General features: G+C 50.2%; 26 protein-coding genes. 17 read left to right on the top strand and 9 right to left on the bottom strand.

Annotated features, from left to right (window positions below; all coding sequences use genetic code 11):
- The first annotated feature begins 126 nt into the window (after nt 1–126).
- From hflK to ACFVSO_RS00720, 6 genes are all read left to right on the top strand, one after another.
- A complete protein-coding gene (gene hflK, locus ACFVSO_RS00745; protein ID WP_387470508.1) occupies nt 127–1,182 on the top strand; it encodes an FtsH protease activity modulator HflK in 1,056 nt (351 codons plus the stop codon).
- Nucleotides 1,179–2,045 carry a protease modulator HflC gene (gene hflC, locus ACFVSO_RS00740; protein ID WP_387469059.1) on the top strand — a complete coding sequence of 289 codons (867 nt, stop codon included), beginning with the start codon at nt 1,179–1,181 and terminating at the stop codon, nt 2,043–2,045. The genes hflK and hflC overlap by 4 nt, the downstream gene beginning before the upstream one ends.
- A 111-nt stretch (nt 2,046–2,156) precedes the next feature.
- Entirely contained in the window at nt 2,157–2,930 is a 774-nt protein-coding gene (locus ACFVSO_RS00735; protein WP_387469057.1) for a YheC/YheD family protein, read from the top strand.
- Between the two features lie 130 nt (nt 2,931–3,060).
- Nucleotides 3,061–3,795, top strand: coding sequence for an MBL fold metallo-hydrolase (locus tag ACFVSO_RS00730; protein ID WP_387469055.1), 735 nt, complete (start codon nt 3,061–3,063; stop codon nt 3,793–3,795).
- Nucleotides 3,785–4,354, top strand: a complete 570-nt coding sequence (locus ACFVSO_RS00725; protein WP_387469052.1) for a TetR/AcrR family transcriptional regulator — start codon at nt 3,785–3,787, stop codon at nt 4,352–4,354. The genes ACFVSO_RS00730 and ACFVSO_RS00725 overlap by 11 nt, the downstream gene beginning before the upstream one ends.
- Before the next feature lie 131 nt (nt 4,355–4,485).
- Nucleotides 4,486–5,760: an MFS transporter gene (locus tag ACFVSO_RS00720; RefSeq protein WP_387469050.1), complete on the top strand. Its 1,275-nt coding sequence runs from the start codon at nt 4,486–4,488 to the stop codon at nt 5,758–5,760.
- 72 nt (nt 5,761–5,832) lie between these two features.
- Here ACFVSO_RS00720 and ACFVSO_RS00715 read toward each other — a convergent pair whose 3' ends face one another.
- Nucleotides 5,833–6,060, bottom strand: a complete 228-nt coding sequence (locus tag ACFVSO_RS00715; protein WP_387469049.1) for a 3-dehydroquinate dehydratase — start codon at nt 6,058–6,060, stop codon at nt 5,833–5,835.
- A gap of 379 nt (nt 6,061–6,439) precedes the next feature.
- Between ACFVSO_RS00715 and ACFVSO_RS00710 the strand changes: the two genes are divergently transcribed.
- The 4 genes from ACFVSO_RS00710 (at nt 6,440) to ACFVSO_RS00695 (ending at nt 10,044) form a co-directional block, all read left to right on the top strand.
- The gene (locus tag ACFVSO_RS00710) at nt 6,440–7,216 is read left to right on the top strand and encodes a sugar phosphate isomerase/epimerase family protein (protein WP_387469047.1); all 777 of its coding nucleotides are present in this window, start codon (nt 6,440–6,442) and stop codon (nt 7,214–7,216) included.
- A gap of 17 nt (nt 7,217–7,233) precedes the next feature.
- Nucleotides 7,234–8,259, top strand: coding sequence for a Gfo/Idh/MocA family protein (locus ACFVSO_RS00705; RefSeq protein WP_387469045.1), 1,026 nt, complete (start codon nt 7,234–7,236; stop codon nt 8,257–8,259).
- A gap of 245 nt (nt 8,260–8,504) precedes the next feature.
- Nucleotides 8,505–9,311 carry a CAP domain-containing protein gene (locus ACFVSO_RS00700; RefSeq protein WP_387469043.1) on the top strand — a complete coding sequence of 269 codons (807 nt, stop codon included), beginning with the start codon at nt 8,505–8,507 and terminating at the stop codon, nt 9,309–9,311.
- Nucleotides 9,312–9,399: 88 nt separating this feature from the next.
- Complete coding sequence (locus tag ACFVSO_RS00695) at nt 9,400–10,044, top strand: 3D domain-containing protein (protein ID WP_387469041.1); 645 nt, start codon at nt 9,400–9,402, stop codon at nt 10,042–10,044.
- A gap of 3 nt (nt 10,045–10,047) precedes the next feature.
- Here ACFVSO_RS00695 and ACFVSO_RS00690 read toward each other — a convergent pair whose 3' ends face one another.
- Both ACFVSO_RS00690 and ACFVSO_RS00685 read right to left on the bottom strand, forming a co-directional pair.
- Nucleotides 10,048–10,995, bottom strand: a complete 948-nt coding sequence (locus ACFVSO_RS00690; RefSeq protein WP_387469039.1) for a polysaccharide deacetylase family protein — start codon at nt 10,993–10,995, stop codon at nt 10,048–10,050.
- Nucleotides 10,996–11,144: 149 nt separating this feature from the next.
- Nucleotides 11,145–12,407, bottom strand: coding sequence for a methyl-accepting chemotaxis protein (locus tag ACFVSO_RS00685; protein WP_387470506.1), 1,263 nt, complete (start codon nt 12,405–12,407; stop codon nt 11,145–11,147).
- A 269-nt stretch (nt 12,408–12,676) separates the two neighbouring features.
- Between ACFVSO_RS00685 and ACFVSO_RS00680 the strand changes: the two genes are divergently transcribed.
- Nucleotides 12,677–13,090: an O-methyltransferase gene (locus tag ACFVSO_RS00680; RefSeq protein WP_387469037.1), complete on the top strand. Its 414-nt coding sequence runs from the start codon at nt 12,677–12,679 to the stop codon at nt 13,088–13,090.
- 426 nt (nt 13,091–13,516) lie between these two features.
- Here ACFVSO_RS00680 and ACFVSO_RS00675 read toward each other — a convergent pair whose 3' ends face one another.
- Nucleotides 13,517–13,717: a hypothetical protein gene (locus ACFVSO_RS00675; RefSeq protein ID WP_387469035.1), complete on the bottom strand. Its 201-nt coding sequence runs from the start codon at nt 13,715–13,717 to the stop codon at nt 13,517–13,519.
- A 140-nt stretch (nt 13,718–13,857) separates the two neighbouring features.
- Here ACFVSO_RS00675 and ACFVSO_RS00670 point away from each other — a divergent pair, with 140 nt between their 5' ends.
- Nucleotides 13,858–14,067 carry an alpha/beta-type small acid-soluble spore protein gene (locus ACFVSO_RS00670; protein ID WP_387469033.1) on the top strand — a complete coding sequence of 70 codons (210 nt, stop codon included), beginning with the start codon at nt 13,858–13,860 and terminating at the stop codon, nt 14,065–14,067.
- Between the two features lie 127 nt (nt 14,068–14,194).
- On the opposite strand, the gene ACFVSO_RS00665 is transcribed toward ACFVSO_RS00670, so the two are convergent.
- The gene (locus ACFVSO_RS00665; protein ID WP_387469031.1) at nt 14,195–15,181 is read right to left on the bottom strand and encodes a metal-dependent hydrolase; all 987 of its coding nucleotides are present in this window, start codon (nt 15,179–15,181) and stop codon (nt 14,195–14,197) included.
- Nucleotides 15,182–15,274: 93 nt separating this feature from the next.
- Here ACFVSO_RS00665 and ACFVSO_RS00660 point away from each other — a divergent pair, with 93 nt between their 5' ends.
- Nucleotides 15,275–15,571 carry a hypothetical protein gene (locus ACFVSO_RS00660; protein ID WP_387469029.1) on the top strand — a complete coding sequence of 99 codons (297 nt, stop codon included), beginning with the start codon at nt 15,275–15,277 and terminating at the stop codon, nt 15,569–15,571.
- 12 nt (nt 15,572–15,583) lie between these two features.
- Here ACFVSO_RS00660 and gerQ read toward each other — a convergent pair whose 3' ends face one another.
- Nucleotides 15,584–16,105, bottom strand: coding sequence for a spore coat protein GerQ (gerQ, locus tag ACFVSO_RS00655; RefSeq protein ID WP_387469027.1), 522 nt, complete (start codon nt 16,103–16,105; stop codon nt 15,584–15,586).
- 49 nt (nt 16,106–16,154) lie between these two features.
- Nucleotides 16,155–16,577 (bottom strand): cell wall hydrolase, encoded by a 423-nt coding sequence (locus tag ACFVSO_RS00650; RefSeq protein ID WP_387469025.1) that lies wholly within the window; start codon nt 16,575–16,577, stop codon nt 16,155–16,157.
- A 234-nt stretch (nt 16,578–16,811) separates the two neighbouring features.
- On the opposite strand from ACFVSO_RS00650, the gene cyoE reads away from it, so the two are divergent.
- Together cyoE and ACFVSO_RS00640 are read left to right on the top strand one after the other, a co-directional pair.
- Entirely contained in the window at nt 16,812–17,690 is an 879-nt protein-coding gene (gene cyoE, locus ACFVSO_RS00645) for a heme o synthase (RefSeq protein WP_387470504.1), read from the top strand.
- A 47-nt stretch (nt 17,691–17,737) separates the two neighbouring features.
- Nucleotides 17,738–18,346 (top strand): SCO family protein, encoded by a 609-nt coding sequence (locus tag ACFVSO_RS00640; protein WP_387469023.1) that lies wholly within the window; start codon nt 17,738–17,740, stop codon nt 18,344–18,346.
- Here ACFVSO_RS00640 and ACFVSO_RS00635 read toward each other — a convergent pair.
- Both ACFVSO_RS00635 and ACFVSO_RS00630 read right to left on the bottom strand, forming a co-directional pair.
- Complete coding sequence (locus tag ACFVSO_RS00635) at nt 18,343–18,714, bottom strand: toprim domain-containing protein (RefSeq protein WP_387469021.1); 372 nt, start codon at nt 18,712–18,714, stop codon at nt 18,343–18,345. The two genes, ACFVSO_RS00640 and ACFVSO_RS00635, sit on opposite strands and share 4 nt — an antisense overlap.
- Nucleotides 18,715–19,046: 332 nt before the next feature.
- Entirely contained in the window at nt 19,047–20,225 is a 1,179-nt protein-coding gene (locus ACFVSO_RS00630) for an MFS transporter (protein ID WP_387469019.1), read from the bottom strand.
- Between the two features lie 161 nt (nt 20,226–20,386).
- Between ACFVSO_RS00630 and ACFVSO_RS00625 the strand changes: the two genes are divergently transcribed.
- Nucleotides 20,387–20,836, top strand: a complete 450-nt coding sequence (locus ACFVSO_RS00625) for a hypothetical protein (protein ID WP_387469017.1) — start codon at nt 20,387–20,389, stop codon at nt 20,834–20,836.
- A gap of 42 nt (nt 20,837–20,878) precedes the next feature.
- Complete coding sequence (locus ACFVSO_RS00620) at nt 20,879–22,951, top strand: peptidoglycan D,D-transpeptidase FtsI family protein (protein ID WP_387469015.1); 2,073 nt, start codon at nt 20,879–20,881, stop codon at nt 22,949–22,951.
- The last annotated feature ends 10 nt before the right edge of the window (nt 22,952–22,961 follow it).

Here is a 22,961-nt window from a genome sequence, read left to right as displayed (position 1 = left end):
CAATCTGATATCGTTACTCAAAAATTCACCTTAAAATAACCTTAAAAAAGTGTGACCAAAGGCGGAAATAAACGTATATCCCTGTATGAGCAACACATATCGAAAGGAGAGAGTGTTTTGAACTTTATGAACCAGGACCCGAACGGCCAGCCGGCTCCGAATCCCAATCGCAAGCCGCCTGAGCTGAAGCCGGGAACCGTCAAGAAGATCGCGATCGGTGTAGTAGCAGCCGTTGTGCTGTTTTATCTGGGATCGACATCCTTTTACACGGTACAGGAGCAGGAGCGCGCGGCTATACTGACGTTCGGCAAGTATGATCGCGAGACATCTTCCGGCTTGCATTTCAAATGGCCTTCGCCAATTCAGGAGGTTCGAATTGTTCCTGCTGAGCTGACTCAGCATATTACAATCGGTTACCGTGAGAACGGCAATACGGTTACATCGGTAGATGAAGAGTCTATGATGATTACGGGAGACGAAAATATCGTATCAGCCGATGCGGTCGTAACCTGGAAGATTAGCAATATCCGCAATTATTTGCATAATATCAGCAATCCGGAGCAGTTTCTTCGGAACTCGGCCAGTGCGTCGATCCGTTCCGTCATCGGGGCGCAAAAGCTGGACTACGCGATTACGGACGGCAAGACCGCCATCCAGGATCAGGTTCGCGAGAAGCTGATCGAGCTGCAGAATAAATACGAGACTGGCATTCAAATTATTGATTTGAAATTCCAGGATATCGAACCACCGGGCGGAGAGGTTGAAGACGCGTTCCGTGCCGTCACTAATGCCCGCGAGGAGAAGAATACAAAGATCAATAATGCATCCAAATATGAAAATGATCGCATTCCGAAAGCGCGCGGCGAAGCGCAAGCGCTTATTGAGAAGGCAGAAGGGGAGAAAAAATCCCGTATTCTGAACGCGCAGGGCGATGTGGCGAAATTCAATGCCATCTATTCTGAATATGCGAAGAACCCGGGCGTAACCGAGAGCAGACTTATTCTGGAGACGCTGGAGAAAATCCTGCCAAATGCCCAAATCTTCATTACGAACTCGGGCAGCGATACCGTCAACTATTTGCCGCTTAACGAGCTTCTGAAAGGAAGCGGATCTTCATCCTCAAGCAGCAACAATAACAACAATAATGCTAATCAACAACCGCAAGGAGGTGACGGACAATGAAGCCAAAGCACTGGATAGGTATTATTGGCGCCGTCGTCGTGCTTATGATTGTCGCAGGTTCTCTCTTTGTTGTTAAGGAAGGCGAATACAAGGTTGTGCTCCGCTTCGGAGAAGCAAAGAGATCAGTTATGGAGCCTGGACTTAATTTCAAGATTCCGTTTATCGAAAGCACAACGACACTGCCTAAGTATCAAATGACGCTGGAGAGCAAAACGGGCCAAATTATGACGAAGGACAAAAAACCGATCTTGGTAGATAACTACACGATTTGGCGTATCCAGAATCCGGGGAAGTTTTACCGCAACTTGTACGCAGTAAGCGGGGGCTCGCAAAGGATTGAAGAGTTTGTCTATAACTCTGTCAGAAGAAAGCTTTCAGAAGTTGATTATGATGTCATTATTAGTGAAAACTCGGCAAGAGGAAATATCAATGACGAAATTACGAACGATGTTTCGCTTGCATTGGAGCGTGCTGATTACGGCATCGAGATTATAGACGTCCGTATTAAGCGTACGGACCTGCCGGATAGCAATAAGCAGAGCGTATACAACCGTATGATCTCCGACCGTCAATCCATTGCGGCACGTTATCTGTCCGAGGGCGACGAGGAGTCCCGGAAAATTACGTCCAAAGCAGATCGGACCGCTATGGAGCTGATGGCCCAAGCGGAAGCTGATGCGAAGAAGATCATTGCCGAAGGCGAGCAGGAAGCAGCTCAGATTTATAATAGTGCTTACGGCAAGGACGCTCAATTCTACAGCCTGTATCGAACGCTGGAAAGCTATGTAGTGACATTGAAGGATAATCCAGTCATCATGTTGCCGATCGATTCGCCTTATGCGAAAATTTTGTTAGGAAAATAATGAAATCCATTTTGCCGACGCTAGCAATCTCTCAAAAATATGCGGTTGTCCCTGGTTAAGCGTACACGAGTGTGATAGATTCTCTTCATAGGTTATATAGAGGTGAATCGATTGGCCAAAAACTACGCAAGCCGCAATATTAGAGGGAAGCTGCGCGTCTGCAATTACTTGCTGAAGGATGCCGAACTGCGCCAATACGTGCCCAGGACGGTGTCCTTCAGTCGTTCCAACTTGCAAATGATGACAGATGCCTATTCATCCATATATGTGAAGCCGGATATTGGATCATTAGGGATCGGCGTATGCAAAGTGAAACGAAAAGGAAAAGGTTATGAATTGAAAGCGGTAGATGGCAAGCGGCAATGGAGCGCCCGCTACGATAGCTTCTCGGGACTGTACCAGAAGTTATCCGGCATGAAAGGGAAGCTTATTATTCAGCAAGGCATCAAGCTGGATCGCGTGAACGGCCGTCCTTACGATATAAGAGCCATGGCGCAGCGGAGACCGGGAGGCAATTGGGTCTGTACAGGCTATATGGTAAAGGTAGGGGCTGCGAAAAAAATTGTCACGAACTACTATCAAGGCGGCAAGGTCTATACGCTCGGCAAGCTGCACCGGAAGCTCGGCCTGTCAGTGGATGAGGCAAGCCGCAGAGAACGGACGTTGTCATCCGCATCCTTGCGGATCGCAAGATCACTTTGCCGCAGAAGGTCGGGCATGAACGAAGTAGGCATCGATTTTGCCCGTGATTCGTCTGGCAGTCTATGGGTGCTAGAGGTGAATTCCAATCATCCTCAGTTCCATCCGCTGAAAAATATTGACCCGGAGGCTTATCAGAAAATGAAACGGTATGCGTCTTATTATGGCAGACGGACTGCCAAATAGCGGAGGATTAAAGATCGGGAGATTATCCTGGTCTTTTTTCATGTGCGATCATATTTGGGGTTGAAAAACTAATGGTATTAGTTTATATTAAAACTAACGACATTAGTTTTTAAAAAAAGGACGTGGCTTAATGAGAAAGATTCATCAACAATCAGTTATTCAACTCACCTATCTGCCTAATTTGTTTCCAGTCAACTGTTATCTCGTAGAGGAGAAAGACAGCCTAACGTTAGTTGATGCCGCTCTTCCCGCCAATGCACCGGCTATTCTGAAGGCGGCTGAGGAGATAGGCAAACCGATTACCCGGATCGTCTTGACGCATGCGCATGGCGATCATGTCGGTTCGCTTGATGCATTGAAGAAACAGCTGCCGGATGTTACCGTCTATATTTCGGACCGAGACGCAAGGCTTCTTCGAGGGGATACAGCGCTGTTGGAAGGGGAGGAGCAGCTGCCGATTCGCGGAGATGTTCCGAAGAACATCGAGACATTACCGGATGTACGGCTTCAAGATGGCGATCGTGTCGGATCGCTTCTTGCGTTGTCTACTCCTGGCCATACGCCAGGCTCCATGTCCTTCTATGATGATCGGACAGGTGTGTTGATCGCAGGTGATGCTTTCGCGGCACGGGGCGGACTGGCGGTAGCCGGACATATGAAGCTTAGCTTTCCGTTTCCGGCCCTTGCGACATGGAGTCCGCTAGCCAGTCTTGACAGTGCGCGCAAGCTCGCCGATATGAGCCCAGCCTGGCTGGCTGTGGGACATGGCAACATGATCGCTCAGCCTGTGCAAGCCATGAGGAAGGCGATTGCCGAATGTGAACACCGTCTTCTTAAGAAAGGGGTGTTCAAGCATGTCACCTAGAGCCGGATTGGATTTGACACAAATCGTAGTGACGGCGGCGCAGCTTGCCGATACGGAAGGGGTAGAAGCGGTAACGCTAGCTTCCCTCGCCCAGAAGCTGGGAGTCAGGTCCCCTTCACTCTACAACCACATTAATGGGTTGCCTGCGCTTCGTTCTCATCTGGTGCTGTATGGTTTGGAGCAATTGAATGATGCTCTTCGGGAAGCTTCAGGACAGCGGCAAGGAGAAGAGGCGGTGATGGATATCGCGAATGCTTACTTGTCATTTGCGAGAAATCACCCCGGACTGTATTCCTTAACGCTACGTTCCCCCTCCCATGAGCATCAGGAGCATGTAAAGCTTGGCGGCGAGCTTGTAGAGCGGCTGTTGACGGCATTAAAGCCATATGAGTTGTCGCAGGAGCAAGGCATTCATGCTGTGCGGGGATTACGAAGTCTGCTCCATGGCTTCGCCTCGATTGAAGCGGAGGGAGGGTTCGGCATGCCCCTGGAAGTGAACGAGAGCTTCCGCTTCGCGCTGAGACGATTTTTGGCAGGATTGGCACAGCCGAACCTTTAGTTAACTTTAACTGTACATTTTCGAATCGCTGTAGTAATATCCAATCAAATGACGTGATGAGTGAGGATCTTTCGCCTTGTGCGAAGGGTCCTCCGTCCGTTCACATCCAAGACAAAGAAGGTATCGATGACATGTTGGGACGTATGTCCAAAGCAAGCTCTCACGTCGTAAAGTTCGGTATGCCGATGACAGCCCGGGTATGGCGGAATGCCCGCATTGACCTCGGGGCCTCCTGTTTGTTCGGTCTATTCAATGTTGTCATGAATCAATTCTATGTAGCGTTTGCGATACAACAAGGAGCTAGCAACCTTCAGGTTGGATTGCTTACCGCGGCGCCTGCTGTCGGTCTGATCTTTTCGCCTATATGGGCGAACTGGATTGAGAAGTCTCGCAACCCGAAGCCGTTCGTCATTATTCCAAATGCGATCGGCAGGCTGCTCTTGCTGCTCCCTGCGTTTTTTAGCTATCCATCTGTTTATGTCGTAGCCGCACTGCTGTTCCAATTGCTGATGGGGATTCAATCGCCAGCGTACGCTGCGCTTGTATCCCGCATGTACCCCACGGACATTCGCGGTCGGCTCATGGGCTATGTCCGAGTAGCTATGGGCATTCTCATGATTCCTCTCGCTTATATGGTCGGCGGATGGTCGGAAGCTTTCGGCCCTTCCGGACCGCTTATTGCAGCTTCTATTGCGGGGGTATTGTCCATTGGTTTATTTAATACGCTCAAGCTCTCTAAGAAAGTGGAGCGCAGCTCTCATCCCGCAATGAAAGCGGATGCGGAACCGGATCGGAAGCGACAGAAGTTTTCGATGCGGGAGCAATGGGAGCTTGTCGTATCGAATCGAACACTTGCCGTATTTCTTGCGGCAACGACATTCGCCGGCTTCGGCAACATGCTGGCCAGCCCGCTTTACCAAATTACACAGGTCGACGTGCTTGAGTTATCCAATGTGCAGATCGGATATGCGCGTGTCGCTTACTTTACGGCCTTACTTCTCACGTTCTGGATTGCGGGTCTGATGATTGACCGATTCCATATCAAATATACGCTTATGATCGGTATCGGGGCGTATGCCGTTGTACCGATGCTGTACGGCGTATGGGGGACCTATAGCGCTGTTATTGCGGGCAATGCGATTCAAGGCATTGGCGAAGCGATATGGGATATCGGTATTCTGGCTTTTGTATTCCGGCTGGTGCCGGGCCGTGAGGCTATGGTATTCGGCATTCATCTCATGCTATTTGGTGCACGGGGAACGGTCGGGCCGCTGCTGAGCTCATCGCTGACATCGAGCCTGTCGCTAAGTACGCTCCTGATTGCAGCCTCCATCTGTGGATGGATCGGCACGGCGCTGTTCGTGTTCGGCAACAGGAACCAAAAAGGGCTGGCAGGCTCCTCATAGCTAAAACAAAAAAGAGGACATTCTCATTGCTTGCAGCAATGGAGGATGTCCTCTCTTGTTAGATCAGGCAGCTTAATATAACGATATCGTCAGCGTGTCCCGCTCGTAGTACGAATGAAGCGTAGCTTCGCTGCCTACGATCTCGACGCTTATAAGAGAAGTGATACATTTCTTCAAGGCATTTTTCCCGGTAGTGAGCTTACGGTTTAATACAGTGGACAGCTTGTCCAGCGCTTGTTTGTTTGTATCCGTTAAGTATACGGGTATCGTTTTATTTTGGAACATCAGCATAGTTTTCATGGTTTTGACCTCCACCCTACGAAGGATTTTTTTCTAGTCTAACGGATAAATATTAAATAAGTCTTAAAAAACAGTGAGCAAAAGGTTACAAAATCGTCACTTTTCAGTATTCATGCATGATTGCGGGGCCGATCCTCGCCTTAAGCTGTAATTAGTATACTGCAAAGTGATTGGATTGCAAGCTGTTTTTCCCGATCCCGCAAAAAGAAACAGACGGGGGAACCGAATCAGACATTGGGGCATCAGAGCAAAATTGCATAAAAAGAAACTAATAAGACAACTGTTTTCCGGCAAGGAGGATCGATATAATGGAACTCGTAAGGCAAAATACGACACAACATAAGTAAGCAGAATATAACGAAAAAGGAGTGCGGCTTCTATGACACGGATGGGCATTGGTTTACAGATGTATACCCTGAGGGATGTTACGGCTGTCGATTTCGAAGGCACCCTGCGCAAGGTTGCGGAATTAGGCTATGAAGGCGTTGAGTTTGCAGGCTACGGTGGTATTGAGGCGGAGCGTATGCGCGACCTGTTGCAGGAGCTTGGATTGAAAGCAATCGGAAGCCATATCGGCTTGCATCTGCTGGAAGGCAATCTGGAGAATGAAATCGCTTACCTGAAAACAATCGGGGCGAAATATGCAATATGTCCATGGCTGCCTCACGAGGCACGCGATGCGGAAGCATGGCGCGGCCATCTGGTGAAGTTCGAGCAATACGGCAAGCGTTTCCGCGAGGAGGGCATTGCTTTCGCATATCATAATCATGAGTTCGAATTCGAGGTTGAGCTGGACGGCCAGGTCGTATTCGACGCTTTGTACGAGCGGATTTCCCCGGAATATTTGCAAGTTGAGATGGACATTGGCTGGGTACAATATTCGGGTATTGATCCGGTGAGCTACGTGAAGAAATACGCAGGCAGATTGCCGCTGCTTCATCTGAAGGATTTCCGCGGAGGGGAAAAAGGCAAACAGATCGATACGGTTGAGCTTGGCAGAGGCGATTTGCCGCTGGATGCCGTTATTGCTGCTGCTTCTGAGTCGTCCGTGGAATGGATTATCGTCGAGCAGGACGTATGCGCGAATCCGCCGCTCGAATCGGTTGCCACAAGCATGGCGTGGCTGAAAGAAAATTATTTATCCAAATTTGAATAAAGGCAGGGGAATTCTATATGTCTAAAGTAAGAATTGCTGTAATTGGTTGCGGATCGATCTCGAAACATCGTCATATTCCGGAGTATGCTGCGAGCCCGAATGCTGAGCTGGTCGCATTTGTTGATCCGGTTATTGAGCGTGCGCAGCAATTTGCGGATACGTACGGCGCTAAGGCTTATTCCGATTATGAGACCATGCTTGCAGAGGTAAAACCTGATGCAGTCAGCGTATGTACGCCGAATGCGCTTCATGCGCCAATGAGTATTGCTGCGGCCAAAGCTGGCGTACATGTGTTGGTCGAGAAGCCGATGGCGGTTACAGATGACGAAGCGGAAGCCATGATTCAGGCGGCTAAGGACAATAACGTACAGCTGATGGTCGGCCACAACCAGCGCTTTATGCCTCCACATGTGAAAGCGAAGCAAATCCTTGAATCCGGCGTACTTGGCAAAGTATTGACGTTCCGTACTTCCTTCGGCCACCCGGGTCCGGACGGCTGGAGCGTAGACGGTGCGAACAGCTGGTTCTTCCGTAAGGAAGAAGCATTGATGGGCGCTATGGGTGACCTCGGCGTTCATAAGTCCGACCTGATCCGTTGGATGCTGAATGATGAAGTGGCGGAAATCGGAGCGTTCGTAGGCACACTTCATAAGGAAGGAACGCAGGTCGATGACAATGCTTCCTGTATTCTGCGTATGAACAGTGGCGCAATCGGTACGCTGGTGGCAAGCTGGACCTATTATAGAGGCGAAGACAACAGCACGATTCTGTGGTGCGAGAACGGCGTTATGAAGATCGGCACGCATCCTGATGATCAAGTTATTGTAGAATTGCGCAACGGTACGGTTGAGAAGCATAAAGTAGGCGCAATCTCCACAAACGATAAGCAGGAGTCCAGCGGCGTCGTTGACGCTTTCCTGGAGAGCATCGTGAACGGCACAACTCCGGCGGTATCCGGCGAAGAAGGCAGAGCGTCGCTTAAGGTGATTCTGTGTGCCTTCGAATCTCAAGAAACAGGTAAGTTTGTTTCGGTAAACGGGTAATTTTCCAGCCTATTTCAGGCTATGAATACAGCCTCCAATCCTATGCTATTCATAGGGTTGGAGGCTGTTTTTTGTGTATAGAGCCCCATGAGTAGATTCTCATAATGCAGTAATGGCGGGAGGTTCACCCTGATTTCTGCGGGACTGGTAATTTTTGCGCCATGAAAGGGCTTTACCCCCATGCTAAGATAAGGGACATCGAGGGCCGATTCGATAAATTCTAGCAATTTGGGAGGAATGAAAGAATGAAAATGCAGCCAATACGCATAGGCGTAGCTAGCATTCTAGCGGCAACGATGATCGGAACAGGATGGGCAGCTCCGAAAGCAGATGCCGCTAATGCAACACCGATCGATATGAATGCCCAAACGTACTACATCAATTATGAAGCCTTAAATACAATTGCTCAAAAATACGGCATTAACTTGGACAAGCTGAACATTAAATTTAATGGCATCGTCATCAAGTGGCCATCCTTCGGCGGTACTGCACCAACACCGACCGTGAAGCCAACACCGACCACAAAGCCAACGCCAACACCGACCGTAAAGCCGACACCTACAGCGAAGCCAACTCCGACACCGACGGTGAAGCCGACTCCTAAACCGACCACGAAGCCAACGCCAACACCAACGGTGAAGCCGACGCCAACTCCGGCGCCAACGCAAACACCGGCTCCTGAGACGGGCACATTGCAAACTCAGGTTGTAAATCTGGTGAATCAAGAGCGTGCGAAGCTGGGTCTGCCGGCTCTTCAAACAGACGCTTTGCTCAATAAAGTAGCGACTGAGAAGGCAAGAGATATGGATGTGAACAACTACTTCAGCCATACGTCCCCAACGTACGGTTCGCCATTCGATATGATGCGTACCTACGGAGTGAAATACTCGTATGCCGGAGAGAACATCGCATCCGGACAACGTACGGCAGCACAAGTCATGAATGATTGGATGAACAGCCCCGGACATCGCGCCAACATCGTAAACAAAAACTTTACGAAAATCGGCGTCGGTTATGTGAATGGCAAATGGGTTCAAATGTTTATTGGCTAATGAATAATAAATCGGGTTCGGGAGCGTCTACGGACTAATGTCCGGACGCTCCGGACCTGAACTAAAATCATGTTGGAGGTACTACGTTTTGAAGAAAGCTTTTCTGGCAAGCGCAGCAATTGCATTATCGATCACTTTATCAGCTGGTACGGCACACGCATCGGCAGGCACACATACGGTAACAAACAAGGATACATTCTGGACGTTGTCTCAGCAATATAAACTTCCGCTTCAAACGCTGATGAACGCCAACGCTTCCGTCGACCCCATGAATTTGCAAATCGGAATGAAGCTGGCTATTCCAGGCCAGGGTCAATCTACTGAGTCCTTGAAGGCGATGGCCGACTCGTCTGCTGCAGTTCCGCTTGGAAGTGGCGGTCATGTACAAGGACCAGGCGGCTATGACTACGCCTATACGGATCAATTGTCGCTCAAGGCTACGGCCTATACGGCAGCGGCATCCGAGAATGGGAAATGGGGCGGCGTGGATTACTTTGGCAATAGACTGAAGGTAGGCACGATTGCAGTCGATCCGAAAATGATTCCGCTAGGCACGAAATTGTTCATCACTGGCTACCAGTACAACGGATTGCCAAGTGTAGGCATTATCGCAACTGCAACGGATATGGGCGGTTCGATTAAAGGCAATCGCATCGACATCTTCGTACCGGGCTCCACACAACAAGCGATGAAATTCGGCGTTCAGAATATAGAAGCTTATATCCTGAAGTAACGTCTACCGATAGGCTTTTCTTCCGAGCAGCTCAGGCAAGGTTACGATATTGTAGCCTTTGCCCTGAAGCATCTCGATCAGAACGGGAAGTGCATGGATCGTTCCCGACAGGTCCTGGCGATCCCCGCCTCCGGCATGCTGGAGAATGATTGAGCCAGGCTGCAGCGTCTTCTTAATGTTCGCGAGGACGCGTGCGCTGCTCGGATTATTCCTCCAATCCTCAGAATCCACATCCCAATTCACAACGGTGAAACCATTTTCTTTGCCCCACGCAATCTGTTGAGGCTTCATCTCTCCGTATGGCGGTCTTACCAGTCTTGGAGAAACCCCCACAATCCGCTTGATGATACCATCGGTTTTCCATATTTGCTGTTGGAATTGCGCAAGCGGCAGCTTGGACAATACCGCATGGTTATACGAATGATTGCCGATCACATGCCCTTCTCTCATGATCCGTTTCACAAGCTCTGGATGCTTGGCAGCCCGGTCACCCACGATAAAGAAAGTGGCACGAATGTGATATTGGCTTAATGTATCCAGGATTTCAGGTGTTACACGCGGATCAGGTGCGTCATCGAATGTCAGAGATACGTTGCGCTTATCCCGGGAACCGCTCATGACGAAGGTGCCGGGGTATTTATTTTGCATATTGACCCATGACATGTCATCATTGCGTTTATTAGCCCGCTTGCTATTACGCTTGCCTGAGCGATTTACTTTCTTTGATTTTGTCCGATTCTGATTTGGCTTTGTGCTCTTATTTTTTTGACGTACGGTAGACTGCTTTTGTTTCGTCTGCGGATTGGTAAGTTGTTGCTTGGCCGGTTCTAATATCCATGTTGAGATTTCGCTTACGGATGAGGCAGAAGCGGATGAACCGACTCCCGCCAAGCTGCCTGTGGCTAGGGTTACTGAGAATACGATTTTTAAAAGCGTTTTTAGTGTTGGCATACCTGCTTCATCCCGTTCTTCTGGCTTAGTTTGCTTGATGCTCTACATATAACCTTTCCGGCAAGGATTAGGTTCATGCACAGGATGATGGTTTCGGTGTTAACAAAAAAAGACTCGAACCGTAATCGGTCCGAGTCGATAGCGACTTCTTATTTCATTTTGAACACTTGAATCGTACGCTGCAGCTGTGTAGCCATCGTAAGCATACGTTCTGTCTCTTGGACAACGGCTTGTACGGAAGCGATCTGCTCGTTCATGGAAGCCGATACTTGCTCCGTGCCGGCAGCTGATTGCTGCGTGATTGCGGAGATATTCTGAATCGCTGCAGAGATCTTTTGTGCGCTTTCCAGCATTACATCGCTTTCTTGTGAGAACGCATAAATCTGATTCGTAATAAATCCGATGCTCTCTTCAATCTCCTTGAATACATGCTCCGACTGGCGGATATGCTCCGTCTGAAGATTAACGACTTCCTCGTTGACTTTCATATTATTAATGGCTTGCTGAATGCCCTCATCAATGCTCTTCACGAGATTGAAGACTTGCTTCGTTGAAGTCGTCGATTCCTCAGCGAGCTTCCGTACCTCTTGAGCAACAACGGCAAATCCTCTGCCATGCTCTCCTGCACGCGCCGCTTCGATGGACGCATTCAAGGATAGCAGGTTCGTCTGCTCAGCGATGTCGGAGATCGTCGTCGTGATAGCCGAGATGCCTTGTGCCTTGCGGGCCAGATCCTCGATGGTCTCACCGACCTTCGCCGTAGCCTCTACGTTGCGCTGCATCCCCTCTGCCTGAACTTCAAGGGCATTGCGGCCCTTCTCCACCAGCAGGATCGTCTGCTCGGAACGCTCGTTCATTTCTTTGGTAGAAGTAGCGTATGATGAGACTTTCTCTTCGATCTCGGTGATAGACGCGCTCATGTCGGTCACGTCCTCGGAGATCTCGTTGGCACCGGTTGCGAGTTCGTTTGCGGATGCGGCTACTTGCTCCATCGCCGTTTGAATTTGATTGTTTTTCTCGAAGATGCTGCGGCTAGTATCCGCGACATGCTTGATGATGCTGGACGTCTCTGTCAGGATGTCGCGCAGCTTGTCCACCATACTGTTGAAGGAATGGCCAAGCTCGCCGGAGCCGGAGCTTGCGGATGTGTCGATCTTCTGGGTGAAGTCGCCCTTGGATATCCGATAGGCTGCTCCGGATATTTCTTCGAATGATTGCGTAATGGATTTCTCAATAAAGGATACAATGGGAAGCGCGGCAATCGCCAGTACGGCAACCCCGATCAGGATCGGAACAATGTTGCCTCCGAGGATCGCAGTCATCAGGACCGTGACAATGGCAAATAGTACTAGATTGAAATAAGTGGTAATCAACAGTTTACTGCGTACCGACTGAGAATAGTACCATTGAATCATTATGTAAGCGCTCCTTTATATGGAATACCCATATTATAACACCGTGGACGAAAATGGTCTATAATTGTCGAACGCGATTTCAGGGTCTTTAGTCTTAATTTAATAGGTCTGAAAGCGCAATCCTGAATTCGGAAATTACCAATAATTTTTTCGGTGAACATTCGTATAGGCGATGCTACCATTATAAGCAATTCGATGTTTGATTTAGAGGAATTTTGTCGGATTCACCATCGTTATGTCGAACTTAAAGAGGAGGATTACGGGAAATGGAAACAAGCTCGGTATCTTTGGCGCGTCAGGTAGACTTTGTATTTAGACAGCTTGAGGGAGAGCTGACGAACGCAGCGGCTGGTACGGTATTAATCCACATTCGCAACAACTCGGTAGGGAAGTTCGGCTTGCGGCATCACCCGATCGAGACGAGAAACGGCAAGATTGAAGGAACGGAGAAGGGGCTGTCAAGCGCACAGGTACAAGCCTTTAGGCAAATGGCAATCGATGCGCTGAAGCTTCGGCAGGATTGGACCCACGGAGAAATATTGTATGACTTCACGGTTCGTCCCAGCAACAATTCTTGGTCGGCGAGTATCCTGTACGAATCGAATTACAATATGGCCACGTGGAGCAATCGTTATGTTCCGCAGAATCGGCCTCAGCATATGCTGCGCGAGTATTATTAGCGCAGAACAGAGAGCAATGGCTGCGATGCGGAGCCATTGTTTTTTTGGCCGCCGAATTTGAGAAAGGCAAGCAGCGGTCCTTACAGGAAGTGCCGCAGTGACGATGAAAGCATCTGATGTGGAGCAGAGCGAGAGAATATAGGCTTAGAGCATCATAAAACCATAGGCGATTAAAGGCTGCCCGGCCATTCGGCTAGGATATGGAGGCTAATGGAGGCTTTGCCGCAATCGCATAGCGGAGCCATCATGCCGAGCAGCGCGCCGAATATGACGCCGGCAAGAGGGCGTTTTGGCCTATAGCGGCGGATCAACTTATCGGGGAAACGAATACAGGCAATAACGCAGAGAATAGCAAGCCGAGCAGCATGAAAGGTATCGCTTCTATTTAAAGGCTGATAATGCGTTTAATCCCGACGTTGGACAACCTCAGCGCTGGTTGTCGGATGAGCCGCTTTGTTCGGAACGTCTTCTGAGCCGGGCTTTCACAATAAATCCGGCTCCTACGCTGAATAGCGAGAGCAAGCCGAACAGAAGCACGAGCCAGACGCTATGGCTGATGGAGATCGCGGTCGCACTAAGGAACAGAATGGACAGAGAGGCGAAGAACAATGAAAGTGATTTTGACATATCGATTAACTCCTTATAGATAACCTTTCATAAAGGTTAAAATATTTTTTGAATCATTAGCATAGATTCTGAAGCGATGCACATAATAACTTTGCAAGCTTGCAACACACAACGTGCAGAGGACGAAAGGAGATATCCCTATGAGCAGAAGCAACCAACTAATTGTCCCACAAGCAAACCAAGCACTGAATCAATTGAAACTTGAGGCAGCGCAAGAGCTGGGTGTACAAATTCCAGCTGACGGCTATTATGGCAACGTATCGACACGCGACGCAGGTTCGCTTGGTGGATACATCACGAAGAAGCTGGTTCAAATCGCTGAACAACAACTGTCCGGCGGCATCCGCTAAACGCTTCTTATACACAACGTTGCATTAACCAAGAAGTCCAAGGGAAACCTTGGGCTTTTTTAATTGGAAGCAACCTAAAAGCGGAGCCCCTTCCCATTGTGCAGGAAGGGGCTCCGCTCCGTCAATGTCAATACGTATCCATTCGCAGCCTTTTCATCAGCCGTTCATCGCTCAGCCAGCCGACGTATGATCCAACCGTTTCAAATTGTTTATTCATCATCAGCACGCCAACGAACGGATATTGCTTGCGATGGCGATAACGAACATCGGCCCAGCGTACTTCATATCCCCAAGTATGCTCCTTCACGTCTGCGCAGGCGAAGTTGGTGAAGTACAGAAAGGAACGAATGGCGGGATCATTTTTTGATTTTTCGACCGCGGGGTGACTGGAACACTTTGTTTTGTCCAGCCATTTGAGCTGTCCGTTCCGAAGATTGCCAATATGGAAGGTATGATCTTCCGATTGTTTGACGACATTCCAGATGGAGAGCGAGATGGTCGGAATGGCGATATAGCTGTCGCTCTTGTGATAGCCGTGATCGAGCCGGGGCAGCTTGCGCACAATTTGCCGTGCGGAGTAAGTTCGCCATACGTAATATACGACCAGAAGCAGATACATGAGCGGAAACAAAACTGCGGGATTTACGAGACCTGCCGCCCACAGTAAAATGGCTATGAGATGTACGGTGAAGATAACGGGGTCGAAGATATGGATAATATTCCAGGATATCCATTTTTCGTTGAACGGCCGCATGGCTTGCGTGCCATATGCATTGAACAAGTCGGTTAAGACGTGTACGGCTACCGCCAGCAGAACCCAGCCGCCTACATGAAGCCAAGGCAGGCTTCCTCTGTAGAGGAGCTGAAGCAAGCCTGTAATTGCGATCGTCCAGAGCAGCACCGCGGGAAGCGAATGAGACATTCCCCGATGATTGCGAATATAGCAAGCATTGCCCTTCAGCCGCAGCAAATTGTCCAGATCCGGCGCTTGGGAGCCGGCTATTGTGCCGACCAGCACGGCGGTGTGCACGGCCGGGCTCGCCGCGACGATCGGATCGACCATCGCAAGACCGGCAAGTCCAATGCCCATGACAAGATGCGTTCCAGTATCCATGAGATGTGCCCCCCTGATTGAAGTGGATGTTAAGCGTAGTATCGGCGAAGCAGGGGAACTTTATCAATTGATTCGAGAGGAGACTCACGCCAAATGTACATTTGTTTTGCAGAATATAAGATCAAGCAAGAAAACAGGGAAGCCTATTTAAAGGAAGTGGATAAGCTGCGCTTGCAGGAAGCAGAGCTTGTCCATGTATATGAGGGAACGGATCAGCCTTCCTTGTACGTAGAGGTCTGGGATTGCAAGGACGAGGCGCATGCCCTGCGCGTCAAGGAGGAACGTTTGAGCGGACGCTCTCCTTGGTTCGCGCTCTCAAGCTGGATAGAGGGGGGACCGGCCAAGCTGCACGTCTGGACGTTCAAGCCGGTTGCATCAAGCCTGACATAGGGAGGATTAGCTTTATTCGCTGACTGGCGAGCTTTCAGTAACGGTCGCGCCTTGGAACGGATATTCATATTTGATCGGCTCATCAAAGGTTACATAATCGAGGTTAAGCATCAGTAGAAGGTAGCGCATGCCAGTATTGGGATCGCTTATGATGATATGATCGCGTCCGGCCGCTTCAATTCTGCCCTTGAATATTTTTGCATTCCATTCGCGGTTGTTCTCATACGTCATGTAGAAGGTGCCGATTTTGCCTCTGTTCAGGCGCAGAATGTTCTCGACGTATGATTCTTCATTACCGGGTACCGTTACAATATTGCCGCCGCCGGGTGTGACGACCGAGCCGCTTGGGACCTGCGGAGGCATAGTGCTGGCAGCTGTATAATTGGAGACTGCAGCTTGCTGCGCATATGGCTGTGCATACGGCTGTGCATACGGCTGCGCATAACCGCCGCCGTATCCGTATGCGGCTCCATAACCCATATTGGGTCCTGCATTGGCCATGCTGACTTGCTGCTTATAACCGTAATTCGACATACTGTTAATCCTCGCTTTCAATCGTTAAGAATGAAATAATTCGACAACACTAATAAACGGAAGGACAATCTGCTGACGTTGGCACATAGAAGCAATGAGCCTTGAAGCGGCCGCTATGCGATTGATCCCACCATGTGTCAGGACAGGCGCCTGACGGACGGAAGAACCACAGCGCATTGGAAGCGGGATGCTGGCGCTCTCCTCCGATTACCCGTTTGGCAAGGCGAACGTCGCTGTCCCTTGCCTTCTGATAGAAGTAGCCCTTTGTACTGGCTTCAAAACCTCCTGGGCTTTGATAGACCATGTCGGGAATGGAGCGTATGTTTTTGAAGTCAAGGCAATTGCCGCGGACGCGGTTGACACCGACGTTGCCAACCATCAGCATGCCGAGCTCACCTTCGCCCTCGGCTTCTGCCCGCATGAGTCTTGCGAGCATTTTCGTCTGTTCCGCGTTTGCTTTGATAACGGCCATAATGGAGCGGACTCACATCCCTTCAAAATCGTCGTAATCTGATAGGCGTTTGCCACATGGTTATTGTATGGATGGGCGGGCAGAATGGTTCCAGCTCAATTACAAATGATTTGTCACATTTTGAGTGTCGAATTCATGAACAAGGGGCATGAACGTTGTCACCGCTCTGTTTTTTCGGTATGATTAGATTCGATTCATCAATGAAAGATAGACGCGCCCGGCGCGTCTTGTCGCATAACTCGGGAGGCTAGCTTTGTGCTGAAGGACTTGATTGCTTTAACGAAACCGCGGCTCCTTCGATTGAATATGTTCGCTGCGCTTGGCGGTTTTTGGGTAGCTTCGAAGTGGGATATTGATATCGCGCTTATGATATGGATGCTGATTGGCTCCACCCTGACGATGGCTTCGGCTACCGTTGTGAACAATTATTGGGATCGTGAATTGGACCAGAAGATGGAACGCACTAGAAATCGTACGCTGCCGATGGGCAGAATGACGCCGTCTGCCGTCCTGGCTTACGGCCTTATTCTTGGTGTCACGGGCATTGCGTTATTATTTTTAATGGTTAATCCGATTACAGGCTGGCTTGGACTGCTGGGATGGTTTGTCTATATTGTCATTTATACGATGTGGCTGAAGCGTACCTCGACATGGAGCACGTCTATTGGCGGCATATCTGGCGCCATGCCTCCGGCTATCGGTTATTGTGCCGTTACCGGCGAGATTGACGCTGGTGCGTGGATTTTGTTTGCCCTGCTGTTCCTATGGCAGCCGGCGCACTTCTGGTCGCTTGCGATCCGCCGCGTCGAAGAATACCGGGAAGCGGGCTTCCCGCTGTTGCCTGTTGTGAAGGGCATTCAGCGCACCAAGTTGCAGATGATTCCATACGTTCTGCTGCTTCTGCCGTCGGTCATTCTGCTGTACTGGTATGGATACGCGGGCATTTATTTTCTTATTATTTCCGTCGTACTCAGCCTCGTATGGCTTGTCCATACGCTGCAAGGCATTAAAGCCAAAGATACGGACAAATGGGCCAAGGTTAACTTTTTAATTTCTGTCAATTATTTAATGGTTGTCTTTATTGCCATGATCGCGAATACGACTTCGGTGTAATCAGAGCCAGATCGGGTGCATGAGGACCAAGGGGGAGAGGAATAAAGATGAGTTTTCTGCGCAAACACAGCTTTAAGATCGCCGTGCTGGCATTATGTGCGGCAATGGGCATTTATTTATTGTATATGTACGGTCCGAAGAAAGCGGAGCCGCTGCCATTGCTTCAGGCAGCACCTGCTTTCGAGATGAATGATATCGACGGCAAGCCGGTATCGCTGGAGTCGACCAACGGCAAAGTTCGTATCGTCTACTTCTACTTTGCCAATTGCCCGGATGTGTGCCCGCCGACCACCTTTATGCTGGGTGAGGCGCAGGACATGCTGAGGGAGCAAGGCACGCTTGGAGACAAGGTCGAGCTGATCTCGATTACATTTGATCCGGAGCGGGATACGCCGGACGCGATCAGACAGTTCGCGGAACGCACTTCGGTTGATACGGACGGCTGGCACTTCCTGCGCGGCGAAGAGGCTGCTACGATTCAGCTGGCCCGCGATTTTGAGGTTGGTGTCATTAAGGTAGAGAAAGAAAATACCTTTGCTCACTTCAACGTGATTACGCTGGTCGATCAGAACGGCCAGATCCGTGAATGGATTAACGGCAATGACGAAGAACTGACGCCGGAATATATCGTTCAGCAGATTAACAAGCTGCTCTAAAATTCATCTTTCATCCACCTGGAAGCGGGATCGGTCGCAGGATACACAATATGCGCATCGAGGCCCGCTTTTTCTAATTGCTGGATCAAATACTCGTCCGGCGTATGCTCGACGCCCGCATATCCCCGGCGCGTATAGATATGTTCTGCGTCGGGGAACAGATCCCGGAGCATCCCGCGAATGCGCTTGCCCGATGAATCGTTATCTGTAAAGATATAGACGGCAAGTCCTCCGATATCCTTGCGAAGCTTCTCCAATTGATCCGTCCCCGGCGTCCCGTACGTACAATAGATGCCTACTTCTTCATTCAAAACTCGTCTGAGCTTGCTTCTGTCGTTTTTTCCTTCCACTACGATGGCGTATTCCATATTCAATCCTCCTGTTCAACCTATAGTGTACCATCGCGCGAGCCGGAATAAAAAGCAAACGGCCCGACATGCGGGCCGCTGCTTATATGCTATGGTTTACCAAAAACCTGCACACACAATGATTACGAGCAGGATAAACAAGACGAGAATTGTGCCTACGTTATTGTGACCGTGATGACCAAAGCCTCTGTGATCTACGCCTCCCATGGAGTCACCCCTCTCATTCATTCAACGTCAAGGCATCAACCGTGCCACTCTCGCGCTGCGGTAGTCACTTGACACAATGTATCATATGAGCGGAGATGACAAATGCCTTGTGCATTTACCTATATTCAGGAAAAATGGGTGTTTGGGGTCATCGTTCTTATTTTATAAAATGGCAGCAGGGTAAGACCGATCATGAGTCCTAGAAAAGCAATGTAATAAGGCGATATATGGCCGCGCAGCTGTCCCGCCAGCATCGGCCCCAGGAAAGCCCCTACCGAGAAGGCGATCGACAGGATGGAGAAGGTGCGGCCATAGCGGGCGCCGCCGCTCAGCTCGATCAGCAGCGTAGACAATGCGGGCAAGACGATGCCCTTCGCCATCCCAATTCCGAGCAGCATGACCGGCAGCGGCAGTGGCACATCGGCGGCAATGCCGAAATACATCAGGGCCAGGCATACCGAACCAAATAGAGTGCGGGAGAAGGCTGGGAACCGGTTAAGGAACATCATGCTCAGTGTAATGAGGGCGCCTATGCTGATTACGGAGAAGAGAAGCCCGGTTGTCATCATCGCTTCCTTGGTTTTCGCCATAAGCGGCAGCTCGAAGGAGAGGATGCCTTGGGCGCAGCTGATACCAACAGGCAGCAGGAAGATAAGCCAGGGCAAGGCTGGCATGGGCTCGGCTTGCTTCTTTTTCTTCAAAGCGGCAGGCGCCGGGGGTTCCCCGTCCGCTGCAACTTTCGTCTCGTCAAGCTTGCGGTTTATATCTTTGATGAAGAAGAGAGCGCATATGGCCGTAATAACAAGGACCCATCCCAGGACGGTAAAAGCAACGGCGAAGCCGATCTTGGCAACCAGATATGCTCCAGCAGCAGGGGATACGACAGAAGCCAGCGTATGAACTAATCCGTTGCCCGCCATGAGCTTGCCCTGCTCGGTTCGATCATCCGTAAGGCGCGCCAGCAGCGCAAGGCAGGCAGGCGAGAGGAAAGCGAGCACAAAGCCGCTGATCGAACGAAGCAGCAGCAGCTGCCAAGGGTCCGTCACATTGGACTGGAAGAGCAGGATCACCCCTGCAGCGAGCAGACTGAACACGATAAACAATCGGCTGCCGTAACGGTCGACCCCGAATCCGGCAATCAGATTGCCCGGAAGATGGGTGATCGAATACATGCCCATCATCAATCCAATGAATGACGGAGCAGCTCCGATCGAGATGGCGAACGGCGTCAGAATCGGATATTGCGCGTGCAAATCAAAAAACGCGACGAACAAAAACAAGTAAAGCCAAACAGCGGTTTTCATTGGCATATATCTCCTTTGCTCGGTCCCTTCTATCTACTTGTACGTCACGATGGGACAGGATATGTCTGCCTGTATTGGAAGTGAGCGTTTACGCCCTTTCGCCCGTAGGCTATAATATTTTGTAATCGCGTTTTGTACGAGATATAATGGAGGGGATCGTAATGAGTTTTTTGGATTTTACATCGTATGACACAGAGACATGGACAACGTTTTTCAAAGATAACTGGCTGGTGCTCGTCATAGCGCTGGTTGTGCTGTTTTTGGTCATTCGAATTGTGAAGACAGTCGTAAAGTGGGCCATCGTTGCCGCACTCGTTATTGGCCTTGTGCTGTACAGCGGATATACACTGGACGATGTCAAGGATATCGGCTCTAAGGTCATGGACAATGTGAAGCAGGAAGCGCTCAATGTAATGGTTGGAGACGGGAAAGATGCGGACTACAACCTGAATGAAGACGGGACCTATACGATCAAAACCAATAATGTAGAGTTGAAAGGCGAGGTCGGAGCGTCGGAAGTAAAGGTATCTGTCCACGGTGCGCCGTATATTACGTTCCAGATTGACGGTGTAATCCAGACATTTATCGATCAAGCAAAGCTAAACGGTTAGCCTGCAGGTTTCTTACGCCTGCATGGGTTGGGAGTGGATAACATGCAGGACGATCCGCAGAAGCGGGATATTGACAACCGGCGGAATTTCACATTCCGCTTGAACTTTTTTTTCTTTATCACATTTGCATTATTCAGCTTGCTCATCGTCCGATTGGCGGTGCTGCAATTTGTAGAGGGCCCGTCGCTTAGCGCGATCGGAGTGGATACAAGCACAAGGAAAAACCAGATTCCGCCGATACGGGGCAATATCTACGATGCCAATGGATACCCGATCGCATTCTCGACATCAACACAATCCTTGTACTATAGCATTCAACCAAGTACAAGATCGAAGAAGTATGATGACGCTGCGAAGGAAACAGCGGAGAAGCTTGAGGAAGTCTTCCAGAAGTTCGGTGATCCGAAGCTGGAGATGTCGGTTGACGATATCATTCGCCAGATGGACCTGGACTTCCAGCGCAATTATTTGTATGTGCCTAGACGGATCAAGTCGGGACTGACCAATGCAGAAGTCGCTTATTTCATGGAGAATCTGTCGGATTTCACCGGCATTGAAATTATGGAGGAGAGCGTCCGCAATTATGACCAGAGCTCAATTGCGGTGCAGCTCGTCGGATATTTGAAGAAATATAAGGGTGTCCGCCTCGACAATGAGTTCTATAAGAACAAGATGAATGAGACCGACCCTACGCTGAAATATTTGGAGGAAGAAGAGGTAGGTCTGGACGGACTGGAGTTCATGTACCAGGATGTGCTTCGCGGGAAAAATGGCTTGAAGACCTATCCGATCAACAATCAGGAGCATATTATCGGGCCGATGCGCATTACGAACCCGGAGAAGGGCTCCGATCTGTACTTGACGATCAACAAGGACGTTCAGCTTCGAACCGAAGAAGCAATCATGACCCACCTGGAGAAGATCCGAACCTCAAGCAACAGGTACGAGCGCGCGGAATACGCCCAGACCGGGTTTGCGGTTGCCATGGAAGTAGATACAGGCAAAGTGGTGGCGATGGCCAGTATGCCTGACTATGATCCCAATATATGGGCAGGCGGCCGAATTAGCCCTGAGGATTACGAGAACTTTGGTTACGTGCTCTCGAACGGTACCATTCGTACCGTCTACGGGCCTTACAAGACGACGGAAGAGCGGAATCGCCATCCTTCTTCCATCGTTCCGCTTGGCTCAACGATGAAGCCGCTCACGGTGCTCCTGGGATTGAATGAGGGTCTGTTCACGACGGAAACCCGCTACAACGATACCGGTGCGTTCTACTATGGCCGGGCTGGCACTCATCAAGTGCGGATTGGTAACTCACAAGGCAAGGTGTTCGGCTCCATCGACGGGGCAAAAGCGATCGAAAAATCGTCCAATCCGTTCATGGCAGCGATGATTGGCAATGCGCTTTATATGCGCGGACCGGTGAACGGCAAGTCCAGCGTTGAGATTTGGGACGAGTATATGAAGCAGTTTGGTCTTGGCGTGTCGACGGAGAGCGGACTGCCTGGAGAGTCCGCCGGGGTCATTGAGTACTTTGGCGAGGCCGAGCGAGCGAGTGAACAGTCTGCGCTTGTCCAGGCTTCCTTCGGACAGCAGGGCCGTTATACGACGCTGCAGCTTGCCCAATATGTCGCGACGCTTGCGAACCGCGGCGCAAGGGTGAAGCCGCAGTTCGTGAGTGAAATTCGCGATGCTGACGGCAATGTTGTCCAAGGCTACACGCCAGAGATTCTGAATACGATCGACATTCCGGAGAAGTACTGGAAGGAAATCGAGACTGGCATGTCCAAGGTTGATGTGCAGGGCTTTGAAGGCTTCGAGCATAAGTTCAACCGGAAGACGGGTACGTCCGAGCAAGAGGTGTCGAAGCGCCGGGCGAATAACGCCGTATTCATCGCGTATGCCCCTGCGGACAAGCCTAAGCTTGCCGTAGCGGTAGTTGTGCCGGACGGCGGCTTCGGCGGCTACGGTGCAGCTCCGATCGCCAGACAGATCTTCGATGCCTACGATGCAGAGATCGGATTGACGGGCGTTCCGAACAAAGCGCTGAAAGCCAAGCTGTCGCTGCAAGACCAGAATGGCGGCGCAGGAGACGTTAATGCACAGAACTAAGAAGATGACT

The sequence above is a fragment of the Paenibacillus sp. NPDC057967 genome, assembly GCF_042887015.1.
Lineage (GTDB): Bacteria > Bacillota > Bacilli > Paenibacillales > Paenibacillaceae > Pristimantibacillus.
Note: the sequence above shows the minus strand (reverse complement) of the source record. Positions and strands in the feature narration are given on the sequence as shown.

What these genes read in the sequence shown, in the direction of transcription:
- hflK (WP_387470508.1), top strand. Translation starts at nt 127, where the DNA reads ATGAACCAGGACCCGAACGGCCAGCCGGCTCCGAATCCCAATCGCAAG.
- hflC (WP_387469059.1), top strand. Translation starts at nt 1,179, where the DNA reads ATGAAGCCAAAGCACTGGATAGGTATTATTGGCGCCGTCGTCGTGCTT.
- ACFVSO_RS00730 (WP_387469055.1), top strand. Translation starts at nt 3,061, where the DNA reads ATGAGAAAGATTCATCAACAATCAGTTATTCAACTCACCTATCTGCCT.
- ACFVSO_RS00725 (WP_387469052.1), top strand. Translation starts at nt 3,785, where the DNA reads ATGTCACCTAGAGCCGGATTGGATTTGACACAAATCGTAGTGACGGCG.
- ACFVSO_RS00720 (WP_387469050.1), top strand. Translation starts at nt 4,486, where the DNA reads ATGTTGGGACGTATGTCCAAAGCAAGCTCTCACGTCGTAAAGTTCGGT.
- ACFVSO_RS00715 (WP_387469049.1), bottom strand. Translation starts at nt 6,060, where the DNA reads ATGAAAACTATGCTGATGTTCCAAAATAAAACGATACCCGTATACTTA.
- ACFVSO_RS00710 (WP_387469047.1), top strand. Translation starts at nt 6,440, where the DNA reads ATGACACGGATGGGCATTGGTTTACAGATGTATACCCTGAGGGATGTT.
- ACFVSO_RS00705 (WP_387469045.1), top strand. Translation starts at nt 7,234, where the DNA reads ATGTCTAAAGTAAGAATTGCTGTAATTGGTTGCGGATCGATCTCGAAA.
- ACFVSO_RS00700 (WP_387469043.1), top strand. Translation starts at nt 8,505, where the DNA reads ATGAAAATGCAGCCAATACGCATAGGCGTAGCTAGCATTCTAGCGGCA.
- ACFVSO_RS00690 (WP_387469039.1), bottom strand. Translation starts at nt 10,995, where the DNA reads ATGCCAACACTAAAAACGCTTTTAAAAATCGTATTCTCAGTAACCCTA.
- ACFVSO_RS00680 (WP_387469037.1), top strand. Translation starts at nt 12,677, where the DNA reads ATGGAAACAAGCTCGGTATCTTTGGCGCGTCAGGTAGACTTTGTATTT.
- ACFVSO_RS00675 (WP_387469035.1), bottom strand. Translation starts at nt 13,717, where the DNA reads ATGTCAAAATCACTTTCATTGTTCTTCGCCTCTCTGTCCATTCTGTTC.
- ACFVSO_RS00670 (WP_387469033.1), top strand. Translation starts at nt 13,858, where the DNA reads ATGAGCAGAAGCAACCAACTAATTGTCCCACAAGCAAACCAAGCACTG.
- ACFVSO_RS00665 (WP_387469031.1), bottom strand. Translation starts at nt 15,181, where the DNA reads ATGGATACTGGAACGCATCTTGTCATGGGCATTGGACTTGCCGGTCTT.
- ACFVSO_RS00660 (WP_387469029.1), top strand. Translation starts at nt 15,275, where the DNA reads ATGTACATTTGTTTTGCAGAATATAAGATCAAGCAAGAAAACAGGGAA.
- gerQ (WP_387469027.1), bottom strand. Translation starts at nt 16,105, where the DNA reads ATGTCGAATTACGGTTATAAGCAGCAAGTCAGCATGGCCAATGCAGGA.
- ACFVSO_RS00650 (WP_387469025.1), bottom strand. Translation starts at nt 16,577, where the DNA reads ATGGCCGTTATCAAAGCAAACGCGGAACAGACGAAAATGCTCGCAAGA.
- ACFVSO_RS00640 (WP_387469023.1), top strand. Translation starts at nt 17,738, where the DNA reads ATGAGTTTTCTGCGCAAACACAGCTTTAAGATCGCCGTGCTGGCATTA.
- ACFVSO_RS00635 (WP_387469021.1), bottom strand. Translation starts at nt 18,714, where the DNA reads ATGGAATACGCCATCGTAGTGGAAGGAAAAAACGACAGAAGCAAGCTC.
- ACFVSO_RS00630 (WP_387469019.1), bottom strand. Translation starts at nt 20,225, where the DNA reads ATGAAAACCGCTGTTTGGCTTTACTTGTTTTTGTTCGTCGCGTTTTTT.
- ACFVSO_RS00625 (WP_387469017.1), top strand. Translation starts at nt 20,387, where the DNA reads ATGAGTTTTTTGGATTTTACATCGTATGACACAGAGACATGGACAACG.
- ACFVSO_RS00620 (WP_387469015.1), top strand. Translation starts at nt 20,879, where the DNA reads ATGCAGGACGATCCGCAGAAGCGGGATATTGACAACCGGCGGAATTTC.